22 protein-coding genes and 2 tRNA genes are annotated in these 25169 nt (G+C 56.1%); 11 read left to right on the top strand and 13 right to left on the bottom strand.

Going from position 1 to position 25169, the window contains the following annotated elements:
- Positions 1-3 precede the first annotated feature (3 nt).
- Both QMP16_RS00945 and QMP16_RS00940 read right to left on the bottom strand, forming a co-directional pair.
- Positions 4-300 (bottom strand): hypothetical protein, encoded by a 297-nt coding sequence (locus tag QMP16_RS00945; protein WP_282150899.1) that lies wholly within the window; start codon positions 298-300, stop codon positions 4-6.
- A 153-nt stretch (positions 301-453) separates the two neighbouring features.
- Complete coding sequence (locus QMP16_RS00940) at positions 454-1884, bottom strand: Glu/Leu/Phe/Val family dehydrogenase (RefSeq protein ID WP_282150898.1); 1431 nt, start codon at positions 1882-1884, stop codon at positions 454-456.
- A gap of 326 nt (positions 1885-2210) precedes the next feature.
- Here QMP16_RS00940 and QMP16_RS00935 point away from each other — a divergent pair, with 326 nt between their 5' ends.
- The 3 genes from QMP16_RS00935 to QMP16_RS00925 are packed head-to-tail and all read left to right on the top strand — an operon-like array spanning position 2211 to position 5189.
- A complete protein-coding gene (locus tag QMP16_RS00935; protein ID WP_282150897.1) occupies positions 2211-4019 on the top strand; it encodes a Tad domain-containing protein in 1809 nt (602 codons plus the stop codon).
- A complete protein-coding gene (locus QMP16_RS00930) occupies positions 4016-4549 on the top strand; it encodes a TadE/TadG family type IV pilus assembly protein (RefSeq protein WP_282150896.1) in 534 nt (177 codons plus the stop codon). Before QMP16_RS00935 ends, QMP16_RS00930 begins: the two co-directional genes overlap by 4 nt.
- Position 4550: 1 nt before the next feature.
- Positions 4551-5189: a TadE/TadG family type IV pilus assembly protein gene (locus QMP16_RS00925; protein WP_282150895.1), complete on the top strand. Its 639-nt coding sequence runs from the start codon at positions 4551-4553 to the stop codon at positions 5187-5189.
- Here the strand turns inward: QMP16_RS00925 and QMP16_RS00920 are convergent.
- Positions 5134-5616, bottom strand: a complete 483-nt coding sequence (locus tag QMP16_RS00920; RefSeq protein WP_282150894.1) for a hypothetical protein — start codon at positions 5614-5616, stop codon at positions 5134-5136. The two genes, QMP16_RS00925 and QMP16_RS00920, sit on opposite strands and share 56 nt — an antisense overlap.
- 158 nt (positions 5617-5774) lie before the next feature.
- Here QMP16_RS00920 and QMP16_RS00915 point away from each other — a divergent pair, with 158 nt between their 5' ends.
- Positions 5775-6686: a pirin family protein gene (locus tag QMP16_RS00915; protein ID WP_282150893.1), complete on the top strand. Its 912-nt coding sequence runs from the start codon at positions 5775-5777 to the stop codon at positions 6684-6686.
- 14 nt (positions 6687-6700) lie between these two features.
- Here the strand turns inward: QMP16_RS00915 and QMP16_RS00910 are convergent, their stop codons facing one another.
- Entirely contained in the window at positions 6701-7288 is a 588-nt protein-coding gene (locus QMP16_RS00910) for a TetR/AcrR family transcriptional regulator (RefSeq protein ID WP_058277332.1), read from the bottom strand.
- Positions 7289-7387: 99 nt separating this feature from the next.
- On the opposite strand from QMP16_RS00910, the gene QMP16_RS00905 reads away from it, so the two are divergent.
- The 6 genes from QMP16_RS00905 (at position 7388) to QMP16_RS00880 (ending at position 12254) form a co-directional block, all read left to right on the top strand.
- A complete protein-coding gene (locus tag QMP16_RS00905) occupies positions 7388-7636 on the top strand; it encodes a hypothetical protein (RefSeq protein WP_058274791.1) in 249 nt (82 codons plus the stop codon).
- A gap of 127 nt (positions 7637-7763) precedes the next feature.
- Positions 7764-9050, top strand: coding sequence for a homoserine dehydrogenase (locus tag QMP16_RS00900; protein ID WP_282150892.1), 1287 nt, complete (start codon positions 7764-7766; stop codon positions 9048-9050).
- A 69-nt stretch (positions 9051-9119) separates the two neighbouring features.
- Positions 9120-10103 carry a class II fructose-bisphosphatase gene (gene glpX / locus QMP16_RS00895; protein WP_282150891.1) on the top strand — a complete coding sequence of 328 codons (984 nt, stop codon included), beginning with the start codon at positions 9120-9122 and terminating at the stop codon, positions 10101-10103.
- 90 nt (positions 10104-10193) lie between these two features.
- On the top strand, positions 10194-11936 hold the full coding sequence (gene recJ, locus QMP16_RS00890; RefSeq protein WP_282150890.1) for a single-stranded-DNA-specific exonuclease RecJ: 1743 nt from the start codon (positions 10194-10196) through the stop codon (positions 11934-11936).
- A 98-nt stretch (positions 11937-12034) separates the two neighbouring features.
- A tRNA-Glu gene (locus QMP16_RS00885) sits at positions 12035-12109 on the top strand.
- Between the two features lie 70 nt (positions 12110-12179).
- Positions 12180-12254 (top strand) — tRNA-Glu (locus QMP16_RS00880).
- Positions 12255-12359: 105 nt separating this feature from the next.
- Here the strand turns inward: QMP16_RS00880 and QMP16_RS00875 are convergent.
- From QMP16_RS00875 to QMP16_RS00835, 9 genes are all read right to left on the bottom strand, one after another.
- Positions 12360-13304, bottom strand: a complete 945-nt coding sequence (locus QMP16_RS00875) for a DUF2806 domain-containing protein (protein WP_282150889.1) — start codon at positions 13302-13304, stop codon at positions 12360-12362.
- 374 nt (positions 13305-13678) lie between these two features.
- Positions 13679-15520, bottom strand: coding sequence for a V-type ATP synthase subunit A (locus QMP16_RS00870; RefSeq protein ID WP_282150888.1), 1842 nt, complete (start codon positions 15518-15520; stop codon positions 13679-13681).
- Complete coding sequence (locus QMP16_RS00865; protein ID WP_282150887.1) at positions 15517-16209, bottom strand: hypothetical protein; 693 nt, start codon at positions 16207-16209, stop codon at positions 15517-15519. Before QMP16_RS00865 ends, QMP16_RS00870 begins: the two co-directional genes overlap by 4 nt.
- Position 16210: 1 nt before the next feature.
- Complete coding sequence (locus QMP16_RS00860) at positions 16211-16888, bottom strand: hypothetical protein (protein ID WP_282150886.1); 678 nt, start codon at positions 16886-16888, stop codon at positions 16211-16213.
- A complete protein-coding gene (locus QMP16_RS00855; protein ID WP_108858997.1) occupies positions 16888-17331 on the bottom strand; it encodes an ATP synthase subunit C in 444 nt (147 codons plus the stop codon). The genes QMP16_RS00860 and QMP16_RS00855 overlap by 1 nt, the downstream gene beginning before the upstream one ends.
- The gene (locus tag QMP16_RS00850; protein WP_282150885.1) at positions 17328-19124 is read right to left on the bottom strand and encodes a V-type ATP synthase subunit I; all 1797 of its coding nucleotides are present in this window, start codon (positions 19122-19124) and stop codon (positions 17328-17330) included. The genes QMP16_RS00855 and QMP16_RS00850 overlap by 4 nt, the downstream gene beginning before the upstream one ends.
- A complete protein-coding gene (locus tag QMP16_RS00845) occupies positions 19121-19726 on the bottom strand; it encodes a V-type ATP synthase subunit D (RefSeq protein WP_282150884.1) in 606 nt (201 codons plus the stop codon). The genes QMP16_RS00850 and QMP16_RS00845 overlap by 4 nt, the downstream gene beginning before the upstream one ends.
- Positions 19704-21065 (bottom strand): V-type ATP synthase subunit B, encoded by a 1362-nt coding sequence (locus tag QMP16_RS00840; RefSeq protein WP_170558129.1) that lies wholly within the window; start codon positions 21063-21065, stop codon positions 19704-19706. Before QMP16_RS00840 ends, QMP16_RS00845 begins: the two co-directional genes overlap by 23 nt.
- Positions 21066-21255: 190 nt before the next feature.
- The gene (locus tag QMP16_RS00835) at positions 21256-22659 is read right to left on the bottom strand and encodes an MATE family efflux transporter (RefSeq protein ID WP_282150883.1); all 1404 of its coding nucleotides are present in this window, start codon (positions 22657-22659) and stop codon (positions 21256-21258) included.
- 556 nt (positions 22660-23215) lie between these two features.
- Here QMP16_RS00835 and QMP16_RS00830 point away from each other — a divergent pair.
- Positions 23216-25138, top strand: a complete 1923-nt coding sequence (locus QMP16_RS00830; protein ID WP_282150882.1) for a DUF3604 domain-containing protein — start codon at positions 23216-23218, stop codon at positions 25136-25138.
- Positions 25139-25169: the final 31 nt, after the last annotated feature.

Below are 25169 nucleotides of genomic sequence, written 5' to 3'. Positions count from 1 at the left end.
GGATTATTGCTGCAAACACAGCTCAAGCCACGCGGCACCCAGATCCTTTTTGCGCACGTCGCGCATCTTTTGTTCGTAGACCCAAGGCGCGATCAACGGGATGGCAGCATTGTAATTTTCGGGCCATGTCGGGCTGGTTTCGGCAACTGCCTGGGGCACGTTGCGCTCTTTTACACGGTCCAGCCGTGCCTTTTGGATCGCCGCAACAACTTCAGCCTGGTATTGGCAGCTTTGCTCTTTGGTCTCTTCCGCAGCTAAAGGGGTGGCCAGCAAAGCGGCGGCTAAGGCGATACGCAACATAGGGAACTCCGGTAATCGATTCTGTCGCTGCAGCTTACCTGTCGCAGGCACGGCCTGCCATTGCCGTTTTTGGCGTGTCTACCGTGGTTAAGTCGGCCAGCCCTTACCGTTGGGGCAGCCTGACAAAGCCAGGCTGCCCCTGATTTCAAAACATCACAGCCCTTTGGCGCGATAGCTTTTCGAGACGCGGTCAATGGCCACGATATAGGCCGCCGTACGCAGATCCTCGACATCATCGCGGCTGTGCCAGACTTCGCGCATGGATTGATAGGCAATGCGCATCGTGTCATCGAGGCCCGAGCGCACCAGTTCCAGCTCGTCCGCGCCGCGAAGGTACTTGGCCTTAAAGTCCGGAGACATCGACCAGGCATCGCCAAGATAACGATCCAGCCGCTGCAGCTCACTCACGATCAGCTCGTGCCGCGCCTCTTCCTGACGGCGCTGCATGCGACCGAAACGAATATGGCTGAGGTTCTTGACCCATTCGAAATAGGAAACGGTCACACCGCCCGCGTTTGCATACATGTCCGGAATGATCACCGTGCCCTTCTTGCGCAGAATCTCATCCGCACCTGCAGTCACAGGACCATTCGCAGCCTCGATGATCAAAGGCGCCTTTATCCGGTCTGCGTTTGACAGGTTGATGACCGCCTCCAGAGCAGCAGGGATGAGGATATCGCATTCTTCTTCAAGAACTGCACCACCCTCGGCCGAGTGCGTCGCATCCGGATAGTCACTGACACCGCCATGCTTGACGATCCATTGCCGCACGGATTCCACGTCTATCCCGTCGGGATTATAAAGCGCGCCATCCCATTCGATGATGCCGACAATTCTGGATCCATCCTCTTCGCTCAGGAACTTCGCGGCGTGATAACCCACATTGCCCAGCCCCTGAACGATGACACGTTTTCCATCCAGCTTGCCGGACAGCCCCGCCTTTTGCATGTCTTCCGGATGGCGGAAGAATTCACGCAGGGCGTATTGGATGCCGCGACCTGTTGCTTCGACCCGGCCTGCGATACCGCCCGCATTCAGCGGCTTGCCCGTCACACAGGCGCGCGCATTAATATCCGTCGTGTTCATCCTGGCGTATTGATCCGCCATCCAGGCCATCTCACGCTCACCCGTTCCCATGTCGGGGGCGGGCACGTTTTGCGAGGGGTTGATCAGATCGCGCTTGGCCAGTTCATAGGCAAAGCGGCGAGTGATCTGCTCCAACTCATGCTCTTCGTATTTGCGGGGGTCAATGCACAATCCCCCTTTTGATCCACCAAAGGGCGTTTCGACCAGAGCACATTTATAAGTCATCAGGGCGGCAAGGGCCTCGACCTCGTCCTGGTTCACAGCAAGGGCGTAACGAATACCGCCCTTAACAGGCTCCATATGCTCGGAATGAACCGAGCGGTAACCGGTGAAAGTATGAATATCGCCGCGCAGGCGGACACCAAACCGAACGGTGTAGGTGGCGTTGCAGACCCGGATCTTTTCCTCAAGCCCCGGCGGCAGGTCCATAAGGGACGCCGCCCTGTTAAACATCAAATCTACACTTTCGCGAAAGCTGGGTTCATTAATGGCCGTCATGTAATCCTCCGTGCCGACGAACGACGAGCGTTCTGACGTTTTGTCGCACCCATTGGCTAAACGATCAATAATTAAGCAACAATAAAACCCGAAATCGTCATGAAAGCTCTCGGACCGGGGCTGAGTCGCGCACGGCGCTAAACTTTGGAAGAATTGTCGCCTGACCGAAAACAGAGGCAAAAAAGCCGTTCAATTATCTACGGTTCGCGCCCAAAGTTGCCATATCTTCGGCACTTCCGCCCAATTCACGCCACGATTCGCCGTTAGTTTTCAAACGTTAACTTTTCCTTAGCAGCGCCGGATGTCTGCTCAGCGAGGTCGGCCCGATGAAAATGCGCGTATTTAAGTGCAACACCAAAAGATTTGAGAAAGCAGCCGAGTCGGCTCGTCGTTTTTCGCGCGACGAAGATGGCGGGGTGTTTACGATCTTTGTGACCGTTGGCTTTTTGCTCATATTTGCGACAGCTGGTATCGGTGTCGATATAATGAACTTTGAACGTGACAGAGCCAGCCTCCAGGGCACGCTGGACCGCGCGGTTCTTGCAGCGGCCAACGTTAAACAAAAGCTCCCTCCGGCGGAAGTGGTCAAATCCTATATTGAAAAATCCGACGTACGCGGCGAGCTTTCGGAAGAACCTGAGGTTTTTGACAATCCAACCATTGGGTCTAGAAAAGTTACCGCAAAAGCTAGTGTCGACGTCAAAACGCATTTCATGTGGTTTTTTGGCTATCCCAAACTAACGGCTGCGGTCACAAGCGTCGCCGAGGAGTCTATTGGATCCCTCGAAATCGCCATGGTTCTGGATATCTCCGGATCAATGGGCGATCCATCGGCAACGCCAGGTAAGACAAAGATACAAGCACTTCGGGAAGCCGCTATACAATTCGTGGATACGATCTATTTGGGCGAAGACCCGGACAAAATTTCGATCTCGATTATTCCTTACAACAATCAAGTGAATGCCGGGGCGAATCTTCTGGACAATATGCCCGGGGTTACAACCGAACACAGTTATTCACATTGCGTAGATTTCGCGGACAACTTAACCTTGGATCAATTCACAGAACCTGGGATCGATCCGAACAAAGCACTTAATCGCACGGCGCATTTCGATCCTTTTGGTAGAAGCGACAGATACGATCGAGAAAGCCATACCTCTTCAGTCTGCACTACCCGAGCCGGCAGTTCCATCACGCCGGTAACCAACATCATCTCAGACCTGCACGACCAGATCAACGCCATGGCCTCCGGGGGAAACACTTCGATTGACATCGGAGTCAAATGGGGCGCCGCGTTGCTGGATCCTCAAATGCAGCCAGTCATCGACAGACTGTCCCGGCAGAATGCCGACGCAAGCTTGGTAATCGATCCGACCACCGGGCTCGATCCGGATGGAAACGAACCAAAGAAGGTTGTTCCGGTAGCGTTTAGCAACCGCCCACTGGCATATGAATCTAATGTCAAAAAGATCATGATTGTCATGACAGACGGGCAGAACACTAGCAATTGGATTTTGGACGACGACTTGCGCGACGGACTATCGGATGTTTGGTACAATCCCAGCACAAGTACTCGAAAGGACTATAGGAACTGTCGCGAGTATTATGACTGGGACGTCGGAGTTTGGGTTAAATACAACTGCTCGAGAACATTGACGCGCTCTGGTGAGTACAGTGTTCAAATATCAGAAAACCCACCTGAGTATTTCTATACCCGGAGGGGAACAAGAGGGCACTCGGAGCCCTTCAATGAAGAAGGTGAATCCGTCCGTCTGACCTACCCGGAACTGTGGAATCGTGTGAACTTGGACTGGAACGCCGAGTATAACTATGCATTCGAATACCAGCGCACTCGAGATTGGTACAACAATGCCTTCACGACGATTGGTAGCGGAACCAAAAACACTCGGGTGAATGATATTTGCACCGCGATCAAGGGTAAGAATGTGGATGTGTATGGCATTGCATTCGAAGCCCCGGACGCAGGTGCTACAGTAATCAATAACTGTTCTAGCGGCGATGGCTTCTATTTCAAAGTTAACGAAGGCGGCACTCTGGGCGACAAGAACCTCAACCTAACACAAGTTTTTGACGCCATTGCCGTCTCAATCAAACAACTGAGACTGACACAATGATCCGCAAAGCGCTGGGAAAAGTTGTACAGTTCAAACGCACTGAGGACGGTTCATTGACCGTTGAGTTCGCCATTTGGTTCCCTCTTTACATGTTCTTTGTACTGGGCGTCATCGAATACTCACTAGTCACAATCCAGCAGGCAATGCTAGATCGCTCTATGGATTTGGTCGTGCGTGATATTCGTCTTGGGATCAATTTGCCAGATTCGCAGCATGACACAATCAAGGATGCCATTTGCGGTGAAATGGTCGCGCTTCGGAATTGTTCCGATAACCTACAATTGGAGATGATCGTTCAAGACCCTTACGGTGGTGTGAATCTTCCAGTGGAACCAGATTGTTCAGACAGAGCCGAAGAGGCCAAGCCGGTTCGTGAGTTCTCGAATGGCGGATCGAATGCCCTGATGATTTTGCGTGCCTGCGCCAAGGTGGATCCAATTTTCCCCACAACGACAATGGGGCGGGCTGTGTCCGGCAATGATGGTCTGGTCACACTTACGGCGACGACCACCTTTGTACAGGAGCCTTAAAATGACGAGCCTCTCTTTACGCATCCGACATTTTCTCAGCGCTTTCGCGGGCCGCGAAAACGGAAACTTGTCCCTGGAGTCGGCTCTGATAATGCCGGTCCTCGTATGGACGGTGACCCTTACATATACGTTTTTTGATGGTTTTCGCGAAAACACCGCGAACCTAAAAGCCGCGTACACGGTGAGCGACCTGATTTCGCGTGAGGGTGAAGATGCAATAACAGATACCTACGCTGAATCCATGTATTTGATATACAACCGCATGGTAAACAACAATTCACCTCTAAGAATGCGTTTGTCAGTGATCCAGTACATTGCCGCTGATGTAAATGCAGGGACAGAAGAACGTTATCGAATTGAGTGGTCGACAGCTTGTGGGTTTGAGAGCAACTGGACCGATTCCAACCTCGATGCGTTGGTTGAGAGGCTTCCGGAAATGGCAGATCTAGACACTTTGATCGTTGTCGAAACGTCGAAAGACTATGTTCCGCTTCTGAACACTGGTTGGCTGACCCGGGATCACAAATTCAATAACTTTATTTTCACGCGGCCACGTTTTGTCCCAATAGTCAGAGGGCCTAATTCTACGCATTTTTGTCAGCAGGATGTAGCACCAGTGGGTGTAGCACCTGTAGTATGAATTTTGTTTCGGCGGCCGTGGTCAGGCCGCCGACGCCAACACGGCGCCCGAATCGCCACCACAGTCCCGGTGCCCAGCTGTTTTTTGCGCTGTCCTTAGTCTTCAACAAAAATCCGTTTGAAGGCTTGAACGCAAACACCCCCTGATCGATGGTCTCTATATCTTCGACACGCGCAATCACCTGCCCTGAACCGGTCCGCAATTCAGTCTCGGTCAGCTCGATCCAGTCACTGGTAGCTTGCCACATGCGATAGGCCAGCCAGAACGCCGCCACACCAACGACAAGTAAAAAGACCAACCAGACTGGTTCCGGTGGCGTGGTCAAAGCGACATAGATGACCAGCACACCCACGGTCGATAGCATCCCCACCCCTATCCAACGTCTGGGGGATGAAGGCCGGACCGTGGCCAGAATTTCTTGTTGCATTGACGTCCCCTGCTCTGCTCGGTCCGGGTTTATCCGCTTTGTCTGCCGAAAAACAGAGGGAAGCCGACTATGGAATTGCGCACAGCACCCGTGTTTGCACGCAAATTGACGCATATCGCCAACAGCATACATGATCCCCACAAATTCAGGAGGCCATCATGTCCCTTAGACCAACATTGGAAACCCGCAAAGCCATGCCAACCATGGAAGGCGCAGGCGTCAAATTGCACCGGGCGTTTGGCTTTCAGGACCCGTCCGAGCTTGACCCGTTCCTGTTGTTCGACGACTTCCGCAATGATCACCCCAAGGATTATCAGGCAGGCTTCCCCTGGCATCCGCATCGCGGCATCGAAACCATCACTTATGTCCTGTCCGGCTCGGTCGAGCATGCGGATTCGCTGGGCAACACCGGCACTTTGGGCGCAGGCGACGTTCAGTGGATGACCGCCGGGTCCGGAATCCTGCATCAGGAAATGCCCAAGGGAAACGGTGCGGGCCAAATGCACGGTTTCCAGCTGTGGGGCAATCTGCCGTCAGATCAAAAGATGACAGCCCCCCGCTATCAGGATGTCCAAAGCAAAGAGATCCCCGAGGTCATTGATGATGACGGCACCACCGTGCGCGTTATTGTTGGTGAGTTCTGGGGCAAAACCGGCTCGGTAGACGGTATTGCCGCCGACCCGCAGTACTTGGATATTCAGGTTCCGGCCGGCGTGAGAAAGACCTTTCGCATCGACACCTACCGCCGGGCGTTTGCCTATGTGTTCCAAGGACAGGCGGCCTTTGCCGATGCATCACAACCTACCGGCGTGCTTTTGGAAAAAGAGGTCGCGGGACAAGAGGTCAACATCCGTGATCTGTCCGGTGACCGCACTCTGGTTCGGTTCGGCACCGGTGATGAGGTCACGGTTCAAGCTGGTCCGGAAGGTGTCCGGTTTCTGTTGATCTCGGGCGCGCCCATTGATGAGCCTGTCGCATGGCATGGTCCAATTGTCATGAACACGCGTGCCGAGCTGGAACTGGCGTTCAAAGAACTGCGCAATGGCACATTCATCCGCGCCGCGCACTGATTAAGCAAAGTTGGTCAGGCGGTTACGGCGCGTCTGACCATATCCCAATAAACCTGCTCTACTTCGTCCAGCGACAAGCGTCCGCCTGCACGGTACCAGGTCATCACACCGTTCAGCATCGCGATCACGGCCAGGGTCGCGATTTTGGTATCGGCAACCGAAAAGAGCCCAGACTTCTGCCCATCCTGCAAGATGGCTTCAAGCGAATCCTCATAAGCCCGGCGCAGGCCTTCGATTTCCGAGAAGTTTTCGGGCGTGAGGTTGCGCAGCTCCATATAGGCAATAAAGACTTCATCCGGTCGCTCCATATGAAACCGAATGTGAAAGCCGACAAAGCGGCGTAGCGCGGTCTCGGCATCGGCGGGTTTTTCAAGTTCACCATAAGCAGCCAACAGATCCTGCATGTGATCCTGCATCAGGCGAAACAGCAGGCTTTGCTTGTCAGGTGTGTAGTTGTACAGCGCCCCCGCCTGCACACCCACATCTTTTGCGATCTGGCGCATGGATACAGCGGCATAGCCATGTCGGGCAAACAGCCCCAGCGCTGCTTTTCGAATGCGCGGGCCGGTGATATCGGAGTGAGAGCCTTGGGTACGTGCCATACCGCCACCGTATATGAACAAGCGTTCATATAGAACCCCGCTTGAACCACCGCCGCAAAAGGTGCATCACGGGGTCAGTCTCCATTGAAAGGGTTCGGTATGAAGCCCCTGCCACTTTTGGTTCTGCTTCTGACTTGCGCAGCCTGCACGGACTTCCCGGAATTGGAAGGACGCGAACAGCCGAATGTGCGCTCGGCCGCGTATCCGAAGCTGGTCCCGCTTCAGGACATTCTTGGCCCGCCCATAGATCCCGTGAACGAAGCGGCCGAGGTTGAAGAAGACCTGACCGCGCGCCGCGAAGCGCTGGCCAAAAGGGCCGAAGCGCTGCAAAACGCGCAAACCAACTGACCTTTCGCGTTTCAACCGACTGTTACCACTGTCTCGGATTGCGCCTCGACGCCGAACCCGTTAAGGCACCTTTGAACGGGCAAACAGCCCGATACCAAGGACATTCGAGCGGAAAGGAACCCACGGGATGACACAGGCGCTGCGGCTGGGAATTGCCGGCTTGGGAACAGTTGGCGTGGGTGTCGTGCGGATCGTGCGCCGCCATGCCGACCTGCTGCAGGCGCGTACAGGCCGCGCGATCGAAATCACCGCTGTTTCTGCGCGCGACGCAAACAAAGACCGTGGCGTGAACCTGTCGGAGTATGCATGGGAGACTGATCCCGTCTCTCTGGCGCAGCGCGACGATGTCGATATTTTTGTCGAACTTATGGGCGGCGAAAACGGCCCCGCCAAAGCATCTGTCGAAGCCGCGTTGGCCGCTGGCAAGGATGTGGTGACCGCGAACAAGGCTCTGTTGGCCATTCACGGTCAGGAGCTGGCTGAAAAAGCCGAGGCCGCTGGCCGTGCAATCCGTTTCGAAGCGGCCGTTGCAGGTGGTATCCCTGTGATCAAATCCCTGACCGAGGGGCTGGCCGGAAACGAAATCACCCGCGTCATGGGCGTGATGAACGGCACCTGCAACTATATCCTGACGCGGATGCAATCGCAGGAGCTGGGGTATAACGCGCTGTTCGAGGAATGTGCCGAACTGGGCTACCTCGAGGCTGACCCGAACCTGGACGTGGGCGGCATCGACGCGGCGCATAAGCTGGCGCTGTTGTCTTCTATCGCGTTTGGCACCAAACCAAATTTCGACGGCATCCAGATCGAAGGCATTCAGCATATCAGTCTGGATGACATTCATCAGGCAGCCGACATGGGCTATCGCATCAAGCTGCTGGGTGTCGCTCAGCGCTCGGCACGCGGTCTGGAACAGCGAATGCAGCCGTGCCTTGTACCCAGCGGCTCGCCCCTGGGTCAGCTGGAAGGCGGCACCAATATGGTCGTCATCGAAGGCGACGCGGTCGATCAGGTCGTCCTGCGCGGCCCCGGTGCGGGCGAAGGTCCAACGGCAAGCGCCGTGATGGGCGACGTCTGCGATCTGGCGCGCGGATTGCAAATTCCGACCTTTGGCCGCCCTTCAGCAACGTTGGAGGACGCAAAACCCGCCATTACCGGCCTGCCCGCCCCCTATTATCTGCGCCTCGCGCTGTTCGACAAACCCGGTGCGCTGGCCAAAGTGGCCGCCATTCTGGGTGACGCGGGTGTCTCGATCGACCGGATGCGCCAGTACGGGCACACCGAAGCCACCGCGCCGGTTCTGATTGTGACCCACAAGACCACGCGGGCCACGCTGGATGTCGCTTTGGAAGGGCTTCGCGCGACCGATGTCGTGTCGGGCGAGCCCGTCGCATTGCGGATTGAAGAGGTTTGACCCTTGCGGCCTGCATAAAACGCAGGCTATGCCCGATGAAACGCCTTTATTGACCTGAGGATACGTAAAATGAGCGCTGCCAAAATCGATTTCAACGACCGCCTGTTGTCTCTGGGCCTTGCACGGGTCGCAGAGCAGGCCGCACTGGCCTCGGCCTCGCTGGTCGGACGTGGTGACGAAAAGGCTGCGGATCAGGCGGCTGTAAACGCGATGCGCGAACAGCTGAACCTGCTGGACATTGCCGGCGTGGTTGTCATCGGCGAAGGCGAGCGTGACGAAGCACCGATGCTGTATATTGGCGAAGAGGTCGGCACCGGAAACGGCCCCGGTGTGGACATCGCGCTGGACCCGCTTGAGGGCACGACTCTGACCGCCAAGGATATGCCGAACGCGCTGACCGTGATTGCGATGGGCCCGCGTGGCTCGATGCTGCACGCACCTGATGTTTACATGGACAAGCTGGCCGTTGGTCCGGGCTTTCCCGAAGGCGTCGTAAACCTGGACATGAGCCCGCGTGAACGCGTTGAGGCACTGGCCAATGCCAAAGGCTGCAAGCCTGCCGACATCACCGTTTGCATTCTGGAACGCCCCCGCCACGAAGCGATGATCGCTGAAGTGCGCGAAACCGGTGCTTCGATCCGCCTGATCACCGATGGTGACGTGGCCGGTGTCATGCACTGCGCCGAAAGCGAAGAGACCGGCATCGACATGTACATGGGCCAGGGTGGCGCCCCCGAGGGCGTTCTGGCCGCTGCCGCGCTGAAATGCATGGGTGGGCAGATCTTTGGCCGCCTGCTGTTCCGCAATGATGACGAGCGTGGCCGCGCCGCCAAGGCGGGTATCACCGATCTGGACCGCGTTTATTCTCGCGATGAGATGGTGACCGCAGACGTGATCTTTGCCGCAACTGGCGTGACCGGTGGCTCTTTGCTGCCGCGGATCAAACGCCAGCCGGGCTGGGTTGAAACCACCACCCTGCTGATGCGTTCCAAAACTGGTTCGGTGCGCCGCATGTCCTACCGCACGCCAACCTGGCCGCACGACAACGCGTGATGGCTTGCACCTTTGCCTTTGGCAGAGGTTTCGATAGATACAATGAGGCCGGATCCGAGAGGGTCCGGCCTTGGCATATGAGGGGCAGGCATGAGCTTTTTAGGGGTTGAGCAGTCACTGACCGGGCGGCGTTGGATCGGACCGGAGGCCGAGGTCGAACGGGCCACCGAAATGCTGGTGCAACAGTCCGGGCTGCCACGTGCGCTATGTCAGGTTCTGGCACGGCGCGGAGTGCCACCCATGGAAGCCGAAAGCTTTCTTGAACCAAAGCTGAAGGAATTGCTACCGGATCCCCGGTCCATGAAGGATATGGAGACCGCCGCAACGCGGTTTTTGGAAGCTGTCCGAAACAGGCAGCGGATCGCGGTTTTTGCCGATTACGACGTCGATGGGGGCAGTTCGGCGGCTTTGTTGCTTGTCTGGATGCGTCAGATGGGGCTGCAAGCCACGCTGTATGTGCCAGACCGAATTGATGAGGGTTATGGGCCGAACGTGCCTGCAATGCAGGAACTGGCGGCTGCGCATGACCTAATCATCTGCGTGGATTGCGGAACGCTTAGCCATGAACCTATCGCGGCGGCAAAAGGCGCGGATGTCATTGTGCTGGACCACCACCTTGGTGGTGAAACGCTGCCCGATTGCGTGGCGGTCGTGAACCCAAACCGGCAGGATGAGAGCGGTGATTTGGGGTATTTCTGCGCTGCCGGCGTGGTGTTCCTGATGCTGGTTGAGGCTGGTCGGCAACTGCGTGAGGCTGAGGTTAAGGGGCCCGACCTGATCGGGCTGCTGGATCTTGTGGCATTGGCAACCGTTGCAGACGTGGCCCCGCTGATCGACGCGAACCGGGCGCTGGTGCGACAAGGCCTTAAGGTCATGGCACAGCGGCAACGGCCCGGATTAGTGGCGCTGTCGGATGTGGCGCGTATGGATTCAGCCCCTACCAGCTATCACCTGGGTTTTCTTCTGGGTCCGCGCGTCAATGCGGGCGGGCGGATCGGTCAGGCCGATCTGGGCGCGCGACTGCTGAGCACGGACTCGATGACCGAAGCTGAAGCGCTGTCTCAAAGGTTGGATGAGTTGAACACCGAGCGTCGTGACATCGAAAACGCAGTACGTGCGGCAGCACTGGAACAGGCCGAAGAACGTGGTCTGGACGCACCCCTGGTTTGGGCGGCGGGCGAAGGGTGGCATCCCGGGGTTGTCGGTATCGTGGCATCCCGCCTCAAGGAAAACGCCAACAGACCCGCAATTGTCATCGGCTTTGACGGCGATGAAGGCAAGGGTTCGGGGCGGTCGGTTTCTGGCGTTGATCTGGGGGCATCAATCCAACGGTTGGCGGCCGAGGGACTTTTGGTCAAAGGCGGCGGGCACAAGATGGCCGCAGGGCTGACCGTTATGCGCGATCAGTTGGAACCGGCCATGGAACGCCTCAGCGAGTTGTTGGCCAAGCAAGGCGCGGGCAAAGGCGGTCCTGCAGACATGAAGCTAGACGGAGCGCTTATGCCGGGCGCAGCTTCGGTCGATCTGATCGAACAGATTGAAAAAGCCGGTCCTTTCGGGGCCAGCGCCCCTGCCCCGCGCTATGCGTTGCCGGACCTGCAGGTGCGCTTCGCCAAGCGCGTGGGGGAATCCCATCTGAAACTGTCGCTTTCCGACGGGGTTGGTGGTGGCCTTGATGCCATTGCCTTTGGAGCCTTTGACGGATCGATGGGGGAAAAGCTGTCCAACCATGGCGGCGCGCGCTTTCATTTCGCCGGACGGCTTGAGGTGAACACATGGGGTGGACGGCAAAGCGTTCAGCTGAGACTGGAGGACGCGGCAGAGGCAAACTGAGCCCATTTCCGGCCCTGCCAAAAAAGTTTCGCATCCCTGCATTTTTCGGCTTGCGGGGGTCAGAGGTAAACCGTAAAAGGCCCTCCACAAGCAAGCGTGGCCCGTTCGTCTATCGGTTAGGACGCCAGGTTTTCAACCTGGAAAGAGGGGTTCGATTCCCCTACGGGCTACCAACTTGTATTTTTATATGTTTTCCAGTGGGTTAGCTGCGGCTAACCTCTAACTTCACTGGTTAGCCAATGTGGCCCGTTCGTCTATCGGTTAGGACGCCAGGTTTTCAACCTGGAAAGACGAGTTCGATTCTCGTACGGGCTACCATTTTCCTTTACTTATCAACAACTTAAGAAATTTTTTTCAACTAAATCATCATTTGGTTGGTAGTTCCCATAACAACTCCACAATGTTAGTATCTAAAGCCCGTGGTTACTCTAACTTCAGGCCTGCGCCATCGAGGAAAGATTTTAGTTCAATTGTATACTTTTTGTTCTCGGAGGGATCAGTGATCTTTAGTAATTCGCGCCCCACCGCAGTCAGTGCAGGTCCATTCACTCTGACACTTGAAGTATTCGGATTACTGAGAGACAAAATCAAGCTGCTACCAGCATACTCTAGCGGGACACGATACCTCGCGAATTGCGAGTATTCCAACCAAGAATGATAGTCGTTTTGGACCAAACCGTTTTCTTGCAATATATTGAGGTCGCCAAAGCTGAGACCAAAACCCCCTAAACGGTTCTGGTGGGCATTGCCACCCAAACTAGGAACTCGCACATCGAATCCTCCGGCTACGCTTACACAAACATTCGCGAAATTTTGGAAGATTTTAGCTGTTTGTTGGTCCATTTGCCCAATTGCACGAATGGTGCGGATCGAGAAGGTGCCCGGACGACGTATTTCTCCAGCAAGTATTCTAGAAAAAGCGGATTGAACATCCTCTTCAGATCTTAACTCTGCCTCGGCACGAAAAGTTTCAAGCCAGTCATCAGATGGAGACCCTGAAGGATTATCGGGCTGGCTGTCGGACGCGAGTTCCTCGGCAGTACGAGCAACGACATCCTCTAAATTCACTTGAGTACGGAGAATTCGTGATGCTTGTTGGGCAAATGCTCTATTGGCCAAGTCCGAACTACCGCCAAATTCAGCAGAAATCTTTTTTGCCGCTGCCATCTGCAACTCCCGCCGGGCATCGGCGGACGCTCGGTGATCCGACGCAAAGCCCTCGAGCCAAGCGGCAGGTATGTCGATTGCAGCACCAATCAAACGATTTGCAGCTTTGAGAAAACCCTTCTGAACCGGGTCAGGAACACCAATTTCTCCGACCACCTCAAGTAGGGAGGCGGCGACATTTTCTTCTTCGGATTCGGACATCTGTTAATCCTGTTGGCTATAATTCACAGCGCGAAAACTTAGCAAACAACTCGAATTATCCAAGCAGAAAAACTAGGCTTTAGAATTCGCCGATAGTCTCAAGGCGTTCTCCGCTGATCCGCCTCAGATAGAACCACCAGTGCAACTTTCGTTGCGAAAAATTTGCGTTGATTTAGAAAAATGGGGTTCCAACAAATTGAGGTATATTTTCCCTTTTCATCGAACTTTCCTTGCTCAAGTCATGCAGCAATGGTTAGCCATACGACTCAATTTCCTCAGGTGCAGTTAAGAACTGTTAGAGAGGGGTTAGCCCGTGTAAGCAATTGTTTTACTTGGCAGTCCATGTTTCCCCTACGGGCTACCACTTTCCTGACTTATACCCCAAATTTTTCGCGACAAAGATCCTGAATCTGCCCCCACAGCGATTTGAATTCCGGTGTATTTTCCGCAGCATAGTGGAAATTCTTCATAAGCCCTGTGAGGTGGGTGAACACCTGACGCACTTCACCCTTATCTTCGAATTCCGCAGTTGATTGCGTAACATCATAGACCAGCTTGAATGTCATCTTCTGACGCTCTAGCGGGACGGTTGCGTCGACTTTGTCAAAGGCATCCTGCTGTAGGTACACCATGTCCACGAACAGCGCTTTTTGCTGCGTGACGAAGTCCTCGATGGTGACACCTTCTTCGCCGGTCACCTGCATCATCTGGTCGACCTGTTCGCCTTTTTCAATCAGGGCCAGCAGATCGCGCACCTTGCCTGTCCAACCGGGCTCGGCGTTCTTGTCGTACCAATCCGCGAGCTGATCGGTGTATCGCGACCAGCTAAGCATTGGGTCAACCGCAGGATAGAACCGTTTATAAGCCCGTTCCGAGGACAGCCCCAGAAAGCACTTCACAGTAGACAACGTGGACTGCGTCACAGGCTCGTCAAAATTGCCACCCGCTGGTGAAACCGTTCCAATCAGCGTCAGACTACCCAGATCGCCATCATTGGTCTTCATCGCTCCTGCGCGCTCGTACAGGCCCTTGATCGAGCTTTCCAGATAGGCAGGGAAGCCCTCTTCCCCGGGGATTTCCTCCAGCTTGCCGGAGGTCTCGCGCATGGCTTGCGCCCAGCGGCTGGTGCTGTCAGCGATCAACAGCACGTCATAGCCCATCTGGCGGTAATACTCGCCCAGGGTGATGCCGGTGAAGATCGATGCCTCACGTGCCGCTACAGGCATGGAAGAGGTGTTACAGATGATGATCGTCCGATCCATCAGACTGCCGCCCGACATCGGATCGGTCATCTTGGGGAATTCGTGTATCGTTTCAACAACCTCGCCCGCGCGTTCACCACAGGCAACGACGATCACGATATCCACTTTGGAGTTCCGAGCGATCAGGTTTTGCAGCACGGTTTTGCCCGCACCGAACGGGCCAGGAATACAGGCCGTGCCACCGCGCGCTATGGGGAAGAACGTGTCGATCAGGCGTTGCGAGGTCAGCACGGGTTCCGTTGGGTACAACCGTTCCGACAGGGCGCGTTTCAGGATGGTTTCAGGTAACGGTCGTCGTACCGGCCACTTTTGGCACAGGGTCAGCGTGTGCTCACCACCCTGCTCGTCTTCAAGCCGGGCGACAATCTCGTGGATCGAGGCTGCACCTTTCTGAACCCAGACAACACTGTAATCGCCGACCCAGTTGAAAGGTAACATGATTTTGTGGGTAAACCGGCCTTCAGGAACCGTACCGATGCTGTCGCCGGCCTTGATCGTGTCGCCAACTTTGACTGTGGGAGTGAAAGACCATTTTGCCTGATCATCCAGCGGTGCCACATCCGCCCCGCGCGGCAGGAAAGTCCCGAACTCGGCCGCAACCTTGGTCAAAGGCGATTGCAGGCCGTCAAAGACCTGCCCCAAAAGCCCCGGCCCAAGTTCGACCGAAAGCAGCTGTCCTGACTGTTCAACCGGATCACCAACCGCGACGCCGTCCGTGCTTTCGTAAACCTGAACGTCGGCAGTTTCGCCGCGCACGCGCAGCACCTCAGCCTTCAGGCGTTCCTGACGCCCGCCCGGGCCGGAACGAGTCGGAAGGATGAACACGACCTCGTTCTTGACCAGTTGTCCCGGAACACCGGCGGCGTCTTGGTTGGCCTGAATTTTCACAAGACCTTCCTGGACAGAGACGACACGGGCGGTTGCGGTTTGAACCGAAGGTGTTTGGGCAGTCATGCGCTTACTCTCTCAAAATCGAAATCTGCGACATTGCTCATGGCTTGCTGGGCTAGCTTCTCAAATCTTTCGGCCGCATTCTGCGCGTTGCTTTGCGCCCAGCGATCGAAAATGTTCCAGATCAGGACATAGATGGCCACGGCCTCAAAATCGAATAGGTGACGGGCGGCGTGTCGTTTCAGTTGCTTATGGCTGACTGACAGCAGCAGTCGTTCCAGACCCAAGGGGTCCTCGGCCTCAAGCAACTGGCGTGCTTCCTTGATCCACGGCATCGCCGTGGACAGACGGAAATCCGGGTCACCCCAATTGGCGGGGATGTGACGGCTCCAACGTCCAATCCCATACGCACCGGACGGCGGATTGCCACCCTGCCCGCGCAAGCGCAATGCCGCAACAACAGTACGCAGGTCCATCCGTTCAAGGAACAGGCGGCGCAAAGATGATTGCGGGACTTCGGCCAACGCTTGTTTGCACCTCAAAACAGCCTGCGCGTCAGTGACATCCATGTCATATGCGCTCCAGTTCAGAGCATGTTCCATAACCTTCAGAACCTTAGCGTCCTCGGGCGTCAGCGCCTTGAGGCGACGGTCCAGCCGCAGCCGCGACAGCGGAGGCTGCTTGGCCACGAACAACCGCTCAGAGCCCGGCAGGCTGCTGATCAGGGCGATATAGGCGTCTTGGTCAGACATCTCAGCGGATCACACCTTCTAGCACGGCGCGAAACCGTGGCTGCAGATGCTCCATCAGCAACGAGGCGACCGCCTTGTCTGTTAGATCAAGTACAACGCCCTGATCTTCGGCCCGCACGCGGATACCGCCCTGCGCGTCATTCGATGCATGCAGCTCTACCTGTTCACGCAACATGTCGGCTGTCAGGCCGAGAACGTATTTGGTCAGCTTGCCGGATTGAATGTCATCGGCGTTCTGCTTGATGTCTTCTTGCGTTGCGACTTTGGCGGGCAAAATGACCTGCACCTTGCCATCCGAATTGACGCCTTCGGATTCGCGACCGACGACCTCCAAAATCATCTGTTTCAGCAATTTCGGGTCGGCCATTTCCTTGGTCACCAGACGTTCAACATCTTCGCGAAACCGGTCGGTCAATCCACCCTTCATGGTCAAAACCGCATCACGCATAGCGGTGTTAAGCGCCTCTTCCCCAGCAGCGCGATATTTGTCGGAATCGGTGCGCGCCTTTTTCTGATAATCGTCCGCCTCGCGTTTGGCGTCCGCCAGAATTTTGGCGGCTTCGGCCTTGGCGTCAGTGCGCAGTTTTTCGGCGTCGGCCTGACCAGCAGCCACGCCATCGTTGCGCAGCTTATCAATCAAGGCATCCACGCCATGAGAAATCATGCCATCCTGTGCCATCAACTGATCCCCGCGCTGATGACAAGGGCAAAGACAAAGGCGAACACGCCAAACCCTTCGATGATCGCTGCTGGGGCAAGCGCCAGGCCAAAGATCTCCGGCTTTTCCTTGGTGGCGTTGATCGCCGCAGCACAGGCCCGACCCTGCCAGATCCCGCAATACATCAATGCGATGCCCGACAGGATACCAATCCCGAACAAGCCGCCCGCGTTTTCGGGTGTCACCTCGCGGTTCAGGGTAAACATGATGACGATGCCATAAATCACCATCGTCGAAGGAAAGGCCGAAACGCCGACAAAGCGGCCATAGCCGCCGTCGGTTTCCGTCATGGCCCCAATACTGGCCATGCCCGCGATCGAGCATCCGACGGCGCTGGCGGCTGCGCCCAGCGCCATTGGCGCGTAGATGCCAAGCCAACCCAATGTCAATACAAGCTCATTCATTCCTGAACCTCCTTGCGGGCGAACGGGCGAAAGACAATGCCTTCGTCCGGCAGACCCCATTTAAAGAATTCGATGTAATTGAGACGCAAACCGTGGACGACGCCGCTCATCATGGCGAGCGCGAAGTTGAGAATGTGGCCGATGATCAGGATCAGCAAGGCGAACAGAACGCCCACCCCCTTGAGCGAATGCATGACTGAAACCGCCAAATCGTTGAACGTGATCGCCAGTGAGGCCGAGGCCAGACCCAACGCAAACAGGCGCATGTAGCTTAGCACATCGCCAAATGCGCCCATGGCCCCGGCAAGGCTTTGCAGCCCTTCGATCAGACGCCAAACCCAGTCGGTGGGCTTATTAATGACCCGCTCGCTTGAGAACCAGACGATGGCCAGCGCACCGATCCCAATAAATGCCGCGCCCGGCACCGGAGAATTACCTTTCATGTAGCTGAGCCACAGAACGAACCCGCCAATCAGCGCAGCGATCCAGCCCAGATTGGCGATGGCCTTCCGGTGCCCCCATGCCGCCCGTGCGGCAAGCGCATTGGCCAGTACCAAATGCAAAACGCCAACGACAATCGAGACCATCATCATCGCACCGAAATTGTTCAGGTCGAGCAATTTGAGCTTGGACCAGAACGACCCCTCGGCTGGTGACACGCCGAAATAACTGCCGACGAGGACGCCATACAGGATTGTTGCGCTGGAAATGATCACCCCAAAGCGTCGCCAGGATCGTTCACCCGGTGTTGCATCAAGCCGCTTCCAGAATAGTAAAAGGCCCAACAGGATAATCGCGCCGTATCCCGCGTCGGCTACGATCATTGCGAAGAAGACCGCAAATGAAACGGCGACGATGACACTGGGGTCCCAGTCCTTGTAACCCGGCACTTGATAAAACAGCGCCAAGTCCACGGCAGCACTGCGCTTTTCTGGTTGTTCCAACAAAGTAGGCGGGCTGTCTTCGGGGCCGGGTTCTTCGATCAGCACAGCGGCATCCTTAGCGTTTGCCATGTCCAGAACCGCATCTATACGATCCTCGGGCACCCAGCCCTGAAGGGCAAACATCGCCTCTTCGTCGCGCACCTTTTGCGTGGCATGGGCCAGCTCAGCCGCGCTTTCGGCAACCGAAAGGTTCCGGCGCATCAGTGTTAGGTATCGGGTTTGCGCAACGCGTTCAGCCTCAAGCGCTTCGATCGCGATCTCGGCTTCTTCCAGTTGTGCCTCAAGCTCGTGAATGGGCAATGATCCGGTGTGCGTGCGCGGAACCGGAAGGATATCGTCATCCGGCTCATCTGGCACAATCAGTACGGCGTAGATGAACCTATGGTCCTGCTCGAGTATGGCCCAGGGTATATCCAAGGCCTCCAACGCATCGCGATACTTCAGTGGCAGTTGATAAAACCACAACCGGTTCCCCGCTAAAACATCGTCGGGTGGAAAATCCAAGTCCCCCCAAGGGCGCACCTGTGCAATTCGGTTGGCAAGAAAATCCCTGTGATCCGTCATGTCGCGAGTGCGCTGCATCAAGTCCAGCACATCCCCGACGAATTGGTCCATGTCAAAACCGGGATCGCGCTGAATCTGTCGGCGCGGCTCGGACACGTCATTCAGGAACCGCAGCGCCTTATAGGCATCCCGCGCGCCCCGCTCACTGATCTTTTCCGGCTCAGAGGGGGGCGGGGCCAGCGGCAAAACGTGCATGCACCCCAGTTCCTGCAGCGACTCAAGGGTCGCAGCCTTCTGGCCTGCCCGCCCGACCAGAGACAGTTTCTTGAGCCTCGCAACACTCATGCTACAGCCTCCTGCGCATGTTTGCGCTTCGAGATTTTCGAACGGACTACAGCCTGCATCTGCTCATCGCTAAGATAGATACGGATTTTCTTGATGTTGGCTTTGGCGCGCGGGATCAGAACCTTTTCGAACAGATTGACACGCTGGGTGATTGTGGCCACGGCCTTATCGAATATCTTCACCCGCTCTTCGGCAACTTTGACCCGTAGACGCGCCTCGATCATATCGTGCAACAACCGGGCCGCCGCATCGACCCAATGAGGTTTGGCCAGATAGGAATACGGGCGCACCGCAACCTCGATCCGGTCCAGCGCGGGCATCTTGACGCCGACAACGTTGACCTCTTTGACCTTGTAGTCCTTCAGCTCAACCAGACCGTCCAGATCGACGCCTTGCTGCGCCAGCATCGGCAGCTTTTCCCCAACCTTTTGCGCCAGATCCTGCACCTCTTCTTGCAAACGTTGGACATCCTCGCGCGCCTTGGCGCGCTCGGCCATCAACTGCTGACGCTTAAGGTCCAGCGATGGCAGGAACCGCTCATAGCTTTTCAACTGCGTCTGCTCGCGTGCGAGCGAAGATTTATTCAGCTGCAACCGCGCCATCGGCATCCTTTGGGAAATATTTGTCGATCAGGGTTTGCTTCATCAGCAATTGCTCGGGCGCGAAACACTCCGCCAGAGTTTTCCAGCCCAGATCCAGCGCATCTTCGAGCGGGATCGAAACGTTGATGTCCATGAAGCGCGCTTTGAACAAAGCACCGAACTTCAGCAACTGGTGGTCATAGTCCGAAAGGTCGAACGCCATCGCCTGTTTCTGCGCGGCGTCTCGGCTTTCGGAATAGAACCGGATCATGGTGTTCATGATCTGACTGTGGTCCTCACGCGTGGTTTTGCCGATCACGTTCTGCTTGAGCCGCGACAGGCTGCCGAACGGGTCAATCACGCCCGAATGCAGATAGATCTGCCCCTCGGTGATATAGCCCGTGTTGTCGGGCACCGGATGGGTCACGTCATTGCCGGGCATCGTTGTAACGGTCAGCACGGTCACCGATCCGCCCTTGGCATAGTCGCAGGCTTTTTCGTACCGGCGGGCCAGCTGGGAATAAAGGTCGCCCATGTAGCCACGCTGCGACGGCACGCGCTCTTGGCTGATACCCACTTCTTTCATCGCGTCGGCATAAGCGGTCATATCAGTCAGCAAAACCAGCACGCGTTTGCCCTCTTCCACCGCGAATTTCTCGGCAACGGCCAGCGCCATGTCAGGCACCAGCAAGCGTTCGACCAGCGGATCCATCGCCTGATTGACGAACATCACTGTCCGGGAAAACACACCTGCATCCTCAAACGATGTGCGGAAGGTAAAGTAGTCATCAAAGATCAGACCCAGCCCGCCAAACACCACGATGTCCGCGTCCGCCTGAATGCCGATACGACTAAGGAACGCGTTGAACGGCTCACCCGAAACCGAAAAGATAGGGATTTTCTGGCTTTCAACCAGCGTGTTGAACACGTCGATCATCGGCACGTCCGTCCGGATCATCTTGTTGGGCACGGCGCGTTCTGCCGGGTTCACGGTTGGCCCGCCAATATCCACGCGCGGTTCAGACGACAGGTCGGGTCCGCCGTCGATTGAAACGCCCGCACCATCAAAAACGCGGCCCAGAATGTTCTGTGAATACGGCGTCTGCATCGGGTGGCCCAGAAACGTCGCCGTCGCCTCGGTCGAGATGCCCTTGGTGCCGGAAAACACCTGCAGGGTGACAACATCCCGGTCAATAAAAATGGCCTGCGCCAGTGTCTTGTGGCCGTCCACGGTTTCGATTACGGCCAGATCATTGAAACGCACTGCTGCGTCAGTCGATCCGTCCAGAGGCACCCTGACTTTGATCGTGTCTCCGACAATCTCAAGAACACGCGTGTACTTCAAAAGACTTCCGGACATTGCTCATCCTCGGTCGTTAAAGGTGCTATTTAAATCAACGCCCCGAAACAACTTGGCGTTTTTTGCAATCATAAGTTCAGCTTACAACGAATTCATGAATTGGCAAATGAGGATGCCTTGGCTGCAAAAAAGGAGACAAAAGTCGCTTCTGGTGACCAAAAATCATTGGTGTTCCAGCGCCCGGGACAGTTCACCACCCCCTGCGCCCAAACAGGGATTGCAGCCGGCTTTGCCCGGCAAATGGGTCGATCTCTGTTGGCGCAGTCAGGCCCGAGACAACGCCGCGCACCATTACCCAGCAGATTGCAGCAAATATCACACCGCCCAGCGCCTGCCCCAACAACACACCTGGAGCGCCAGCCAAATAGGCCCCGGCGACCGCAAAGGGCCACGTGCCCAGCGTATGTCTCCCCCAGTTTACCCACGTGGAATAAATGGGATAGCCAAGGTTGTTGAAGCTTGCATTCGCAACAAAGATCACACCGTTGAAGAACGACGCCAGGGCCAACGGCCCGCAGAACAGATAGATCAGCGCCCGCGTCTCGCCTTGGGCCTGAAACAAGTCGGCGATGGGGGCACGCAGGACGAACAGCACCGCCGCCATCAGAACCACATAGACGGCGGTGAATTTTACGCCTGCCAGGAATGCACCCTTCACCCGACCATATTGCCCTGCCCCAAAGTTCTGCCCCACGATCGGGCCTATGGCCCCGGACAGTGCAAACACGACGGAAAAGGCAACAGGCATCAGCCGTCCTATTACGGCCATGCCTGCCACGGCATCGGTGCCAAACTGCGCAACCTCACGGATCACGATGGCGTTGCCGACCGGCGTGGCGACATTGGTCAGAACCGCCGGTATCGCAATCGCCCGCACCGGCTGGAGGTCTTCCCTCAAGTGCCTCAGCGACGGTCGCGCAAATCCACGGTGCACGCGCACGGCGGGCCGGACCGCTGCTATCAGCATACAGATACGCGCAATGACCGAGGCAATCGCCGCTCCATCCAGGCCAAGACCAACAGCAAAGATCAGGATCGGATCCAAAATTGCGTTTGCCAGCCCACCGTAAATCGTAGCCTGCATGGACCGGCGCGCATCGCCATGCGCACGCAGCACGGCCATACCCGTCATTGCCACTGCCATAACCCACATGGTTGGCAGAATGATGCTGACATACCGTGCGGCCAGTTGCAGAACTTCGCCCTGCGCGCCCAGCAAGGACAGAAAAAACTTTATATTGATCATGACGATAGCAGACACAATCAACCCAATCAGAATCCCAAGAAGGGCAACGCTGGTCCCGAATTGGCGGGCTTTTTCGGGCCGCCCGCCCCCCAACTCGCGGGCGACAAGGGCGCCGGCGGCAATCGACAGTCCCACATTGATTGAGTTGGTGAAAAACAAAAGCGTGCCCGCATAGCCGACCGCTGCGGCCAAGGCGTCATTGCCCAGCATCGAGATGAACACCATGTCCACAAAATCCACGGCAAAGATCGCCATAAGGCCAATGCTGGTGGTCAGCGACATTCGGGTCACATGCCGCATCAGACTGCCGGTCAAAAAGACAGCCATGCCCTTGGATTGTTGTGTCATTGGCTGGTCCGTCCCTTTGTTCTGGAAATCAATCTGCCCCTGATGGGCACCAGTCAGCAACCTCAAACTGGTGCTGGTCGCGACGAATACAGCCCTACCATTTTTGGCAATCCGCATTTTGCACCGCTGCGATGATGTTGCAGTACGAAAATCCTTGCCGCTTTGGATATCGGAATCCAGCGCTGCGTCCACTGGCGCCTCGCACCCAGCATTCTAAGTCAACGGATTTGCTGGAAATGCCTGATCGACGCGCAGGTCACCGTTCTCTACGAGCTGAGCAAACTCACCCATCCGGCGTGTACAACCTTTTCGGCGCCAACGTGCGCGCTGTGTATGCTGTGTATATTAAGGGCGGGCACGCAAGTGGCGGCCGCGCGAAACGGTCGATGGCAGTGAGGTACTCTGAGCGTGGGTACCGCCACGCGGGGCACCAGCCTGCGCTGGAGGCTGGTCCCAGGGTAGAAAAATCAGTACCAAAACCCGCTCAATACATTATAAGAAATGAATATACTGAATTTACGATATTCGATTTGCGCGACGACCTGGGGAGGTTTCAATGCTTCGACTTACAACCTGTTTGATCTCTTTGCTGACATTACCATCACTTGTATGGGCAGACGCGGTCCCCAGCAAAGAGGCTGCCGAGGGCACCTTTGCCGACCGCCCATATTCGCCTTACGCCAACCGATCATTTCCTGAACGGCCACTCTGGGGTGACACACACCTGCACACCGGTTTGTCGCTGGATGCGGGCGCATTCGGAAACACCTTGCTTCCTGATGAGGCATGGCGGTTCGCAAAGGGGGAACAAGTTATTTCGTCAACCGGTCAGGCCGTCAGGCTGGCGCGGCCCCTGGATTGGATGGTGCTGACGGATCATACTGATTTGATGGGTTTCGCCCCGGACCTACAGGCCGGTAAACCTGGCGTTATTGGTGACCCAAAAGGCTTGGAGTGGTACGAGGGATACAAAGCAGGCGGTGAAGAAGCCGGGAAAGCGGCCTTCGACATTATTACAAATTTCTCTCAAATGACCCTGCCGGAAATCCTACTTGAGTCATACAGCCCAGGCGCGGACGCATTCGCATTTACATGGGAAAACATCGTTATGGCAGCGGAACGGCACAACGACCCCGGCAATTTCACCGCCTTTATTGGGTTTGAATGGACGTCCGTTCCCAAGGGGTTCAACCTGCACCGCAACGTCATGCTGCGCGACGGTCCAATTCGTGCACTGCAGGTCGTGCCACCTGTGACTCAGCCTCCTTACGGCGACACCGATCCCAAGGCGCTTTATGCGTGGCTTGAAGAATATCAGGGTAAAACCGGTGGTCGCGCGGTTGCTTTTGCACATAACGGCAACCTGTCAAATGGCTGGATGTTCCCCACAGAGGATACTTACCACGGCGGCAAGGTAGACGAAGAATATGTGCAGAACCGCGCCAAGTGGGAGCCGCATTATGAGGTCACCCAAATCAAAGGCGACGGAGAAGCACACCCCTTCCTAAGCCCGGAAGACGAATTTGCGGACTATGAAAACTGGGACGTCGGCAACCTCGACATTACCGAGCTGAAAACGAAGGACATGCTGGCCGGTGAATATGCCAGAGAAGCCTTGAAACGTGGCCTGATGCTGGAAGAAAAATTCGGGGTGAACCCTTATAAGTTCGGAATGGGTGGGGCAACAGACAGCCACACATCGCTGGCAACAGCTGAAGAGGACAACTTTTTCGGAAAATCCGTCAGCGTTGAACCGTCGGCCACAAGAATCCAGCACCCCTTCATCGCCAATGATCTTGGCGAAATCCCCGGCGACCTTCTTGTCGCATCTGGTTACACTGCCGTCTGGGCCACCGAGAACACGCGTTCCGCGATCTTTGATGCTTTCAAACGGCGTGAAACCTATGCCACGACTGGTCCTCGGATCGGTCTGCGGTTCTTTGGTGGATGGGAATTTGACGAAGCAGATCTTGAGACCCGGTTCCTTGCGGACGTTGGCTACACCAAAGGCGTTCCGATGGGCTCGGACTTACGCCCTAACGAAGGCGATGGAGCGCCTTCATTCCTGATTGCGGCGCTACGCGATCCGGTTGGGGCCAATCTGGACCGGGTACAGGTCGTAAAAGGGTGGCTCGATGGCGAAGGTGAGTTGCACGAGAAAGTCTACGACGTTGCATGGTCGGATGACCGGGCTGCTGATGAAAACGGCAAAGTCCCGGCTGTCGGCAACACCGTCGATATCGAAACCGCCAGCTGGAGTAACACGATTGGCACCGCCGAGCTTGTGTCGGTTTGGGCCGATCCAGACTTTGATCCAAATGCGCGGGCCTTCTACTATGTCCGGGCGCTTGAAATTCCCACACCCCGTTGGGTCCTGTACGACAAGGTCCGGTTCGGTATTGAATTGCCGGAAGAGGCGCAGCTGATCCATCAAGAGCGCGCGTATTCATCGCCAATCTGGTACACACCTAGCGAATAACCGAACAATACACTAAAGACATTGCCGGGCG

Source organism: Ruegeria atlantica, from assembly GCF_947495585.1.
Lineage (GTDB): Bacteria > Pseudomonadota > Alphaproteobacteria > Rhodobacterales > Rhodobacteraceae > Ruegeria > Ruegeria atlantica_G.
The sequence above is the reverse complement of the archived record's forward strand: the minus strand, read 5'-3'. Positions and strand labels throughout refer to the sequence as shown.